Below are 2881 nucleotides of genomic sequence, written 5' to 3' on the forward strand. Positions count from 1 at the left end.
AGACGCCTGCGTGGCGCAAGGTGTGGGCGGCTGCAATCACCGCCTCGACACCGGCCGCGCCGCCACCGACCACGCCCAATCGCCAGGATGCGGACTTTTGCGCCTGAGCAATGAGGGCCCGCCATTGCTCGGAGAAAGTCGCCAAGGGCTTGATGGGCAGCAGTTTGACGCCCAGGTCGCCCAGCCATTCAGTGTTGATCTCGCTGCCCACGTCCAGCGAGAGCAGGTCATAGTGCACGTGTGTGCCATCGCTCAGGCAGACGCATCGCAGATTTGCATCCATGCCCACGATGTGATCTTCAATGAAATGAACCTGCGCACGACGCAGCAGGGGCAGGAGGTCGATCCGGCATTCGTCGATTGCATACTGCTTTGCCATCCACCCAGGCAGCATCCCGGAGTAGTGCTGCCATCGGCTCGGACTGATGAGGGTGATCTCCACATCCTGGGGGCGGCGATGCGCGAGGGCCTGCAGCACCAGCAGGTGGGCGTGACCACCCCCAACCAAGGTCAATCGGGTTTGGGGCATGTCGCTCAGGCGAAATGCCTGCCGAGGTGTTTGGCTGCCAGGGCCCTGCGGGCCTCGTTGGCCAGATCGTCCTTGGCGATGTAGGCCAGGGTGGTGTTGCGACCCAGTGCCGTAGCAGCCGTCGGGTCAGCTGAACCGATGTCCACCAGAGAAGCGGGGCGCCCACCCTGACTTGTTGCCGCCAGATGCGCGAGCTTCTCCAGCGCAGGACGCGCCTTTTCAAATGGCAAGAGTGCGGCGAACAGAATTCGGGCTGAAGGCGCCTCTTTGAGCAGAATCTGGACCACCTCTTCGGGTGTCAGGCCCACGGGCGAACTCAGCGCCAGGGACACCACCGCGCGCGAACAAGAATGGGCTCGCTGCGCCACGTCAGCAGCAGTCTCGGGCTTGATGACCGAAAATCCCGCCGTTTCCAGCCAGGGGCGCATTTCGTTGACGATGAACGGGTGGGGGCGGGCAAGCAAGACAGATTTGCTCATGTGAACCTCGGGCGTGAAATGACTGGGTTTCCCCTTTGTCGCGGGTGTGGCCTCAATCCTTACAAGGCCCATCATCGAAAGTTGTAAGGAATTTGGGCTCGCATGCGACACAGGGCCGTACATCGTTTAGGAGACCGTCATGGTTCAATCTGAAATCGGCATTCTGGGTGGCAGCGGGCTCTATCAAATGGGCGCACTTGAGAATGTGCGAGAGCATCACATCGATACGCCCTATGGCAAACCGTCTGATGTGCTGGTCAGCGGGCAGATCGACGGCATCAACGTGGTGTTCCTTGCTCGCCATGGCCGGGGGCACCGCCTGATTCCCTCGGAGGTGCCTTACCGCGCCAACATCCATGCGCTCAAGCAGTGCGGGGTGCGTTATTTGCTGTCGTTCTCTGCCGTGGGTTCCTTGCGAGAGGACATGGCGCCGCTGGACATGGTGTTGCCCGACCAGTTCATCGACATGACGAAGCAACGGGCCAGCACTTTTTTTGGGGATGGCGCGGTGGCGCACGCCTCCATGGCGGAGCCGGTTTGTTCGCTGGTGGCAGACGCCCTGGCCAGAGCCGTCCAGAAGGTGGGGGCGACTGACCCAGTGCGCCTCCATCGCAAGGGCACTTATGTGTGCATCGAGGGGCCACAGTTTTCCAGCATGGCTGAATCCAACTGGTACCGGTCCATGGGAGCCAGCGTGATCGGCATGACGAACATGCCCGAGGCCAAGCTGGCGAAGGAGGCACAAATAGCCTATGCCACGCTGGCCATGGTGACTGACTACGACTGCTGGCACCCCAAGGAGGCGCACGTCAGCGCCGATCTGGCCATTGCCAACCTGATGAAGAACGCTGCGCGCGCTCAGGCTGTGGCGGTTGAGGCGGTTCGGATACTGGGGCTGGAACGCCCGATGTCAGCCGCTCACACTGCGCTGGCAAGTGCATTGGTTACACAACGAGACGCAATGCCTGAAGGTGCGCGCAAACGTTTGAATGCGTTGCTCTGAGTTGTGCAGGCTCTCAATGATCTTGCGAATTTTCTTACCAGTCTGTATTGATCAAGACGTGCACTTAGCTCAGCAAAGTAGTTAGGGTCTACCAAGCTAAGCCATGACGCAGATGTCAAGTTGTTCACTTTAGAACCAGCGGGAAGACAAAGCACGCACACTGAAGTCCAAAGCCCAATTTTGGTGTCAAGTGCGTAGGCCGACTTCCAAGGTAGTGATGGGTTTCACTTGGTGTTGCCACCAGATCCAACAACGCCACCAGTCAAGTTGCTCACGTTGAAGCCGCTGGGATGACAAAGCACTCACACTGACGCCATAGGCCCGGTTTTGGTGCGGCGTGCGTAGCCTGACTTCCAAGGAAGTGATGGGTTTCACTTGGTGCCACCACGAACAGCGACTTGATCAGCCCAACGCAGCCAGCACACTTGCCACGATGTATATTATGTCAACCAACGCTCGCACACGCTGAACGCAAGGAAACACCACAGGCCTCAGTCAGCCGACAGCATTTGCCTCCACGAAACGGCTGTTTTGCGACAACAAAGCCCTATCAGTCGCTACCGTCATCTCGATAGCCTTTTGCCGTCGCGAGACGGAGATGAGTTGACTGACAGACGGGCGCTCAAACCCCCAGGAACTCAGGCGCCAGCATCGAGCTGTTCAAGCGCATGGCCTTCAACGTCCTGGTTAGAAACGTCGATGATCACTCTCGCAACCATGGCCTGCTTATGGTCGACGGAAGACGGAAGCTGGCGCTTGGCTCCGGCTTTTGACACCACCCCAATTCAGCTCGCGCCTCGGCCTGCCAGGACCCGTGGCCGGCCCTCGCCATGGCGGTCGCGTGGCCAGCCCAAAGCACCTGCTCGCGTC

3 protein-coding genes and 1 pseudogene are annotated in these 2881 nt (G+C 59.6%); 2 read left to right on the forward strand and 2 right to left on the reverse strand.

Annotation, left to right across the window (positions count from 1 at the left end):
• Positions 1–529 (reverse strand): annotated as a pseudogene (locus B2W70_RS14505) (pyridine nucleotide-disulfide oxidoreductase); the annotation flags it as partial.
• Positions 530–534: 5 nt separating this feature from the next.
• Positions 535–1008, reverse strand: a complete 474-nt coding sequence (locus tag B2W70_RS14510) for a hypothetical protein (protein WP_286746732.1) — start codon at positions 1006–1008, stop codon at positions 535–537.
• Between the two features lie 139 nt (positions 1009–1147).
• Here B2W70_RS14510 and mtnP point away from each other — a divergent pair, with 139 nt between their 5' ends.
• Positions 1148–2011: an S-methyl-5'-thioadenosine phosphorylase gene (gene mtnP, locus B2W70_RS14515; protein WP_286746734.1), complete on the forward strand. Its 864-nt coding sequence runs from the start codon at positions 1148–1150 to the stop codon at positions 2009–2011.
• 668 nt (positions 2012–2679) lie between these two features.
• The gene (locus tag B2W70_RS14520) at positions 2680–2784 is read left to right on the forward strand and encodes a hypothetical protein (protein WP_286746736.1); all 105 of its coding nucleotides are present in this window, start codon (positions 2680–2682) and stop codon (positions 2782–2784) included.
• The last annotated feature ends 97 nt before the right edge of the window (positions 2785–2881 follow it).

It is taken from the genome of Aquabacterium sp. UBA2148 (assembly GCF_002328915.1).
Taxonomy (GTDB): Bacteria; Pseudomonadota; Gammaproteobacteria; order Burkholderiales; family Burkholderiaceae_C; genus Aquabacterium; species Aquabacterium parvum.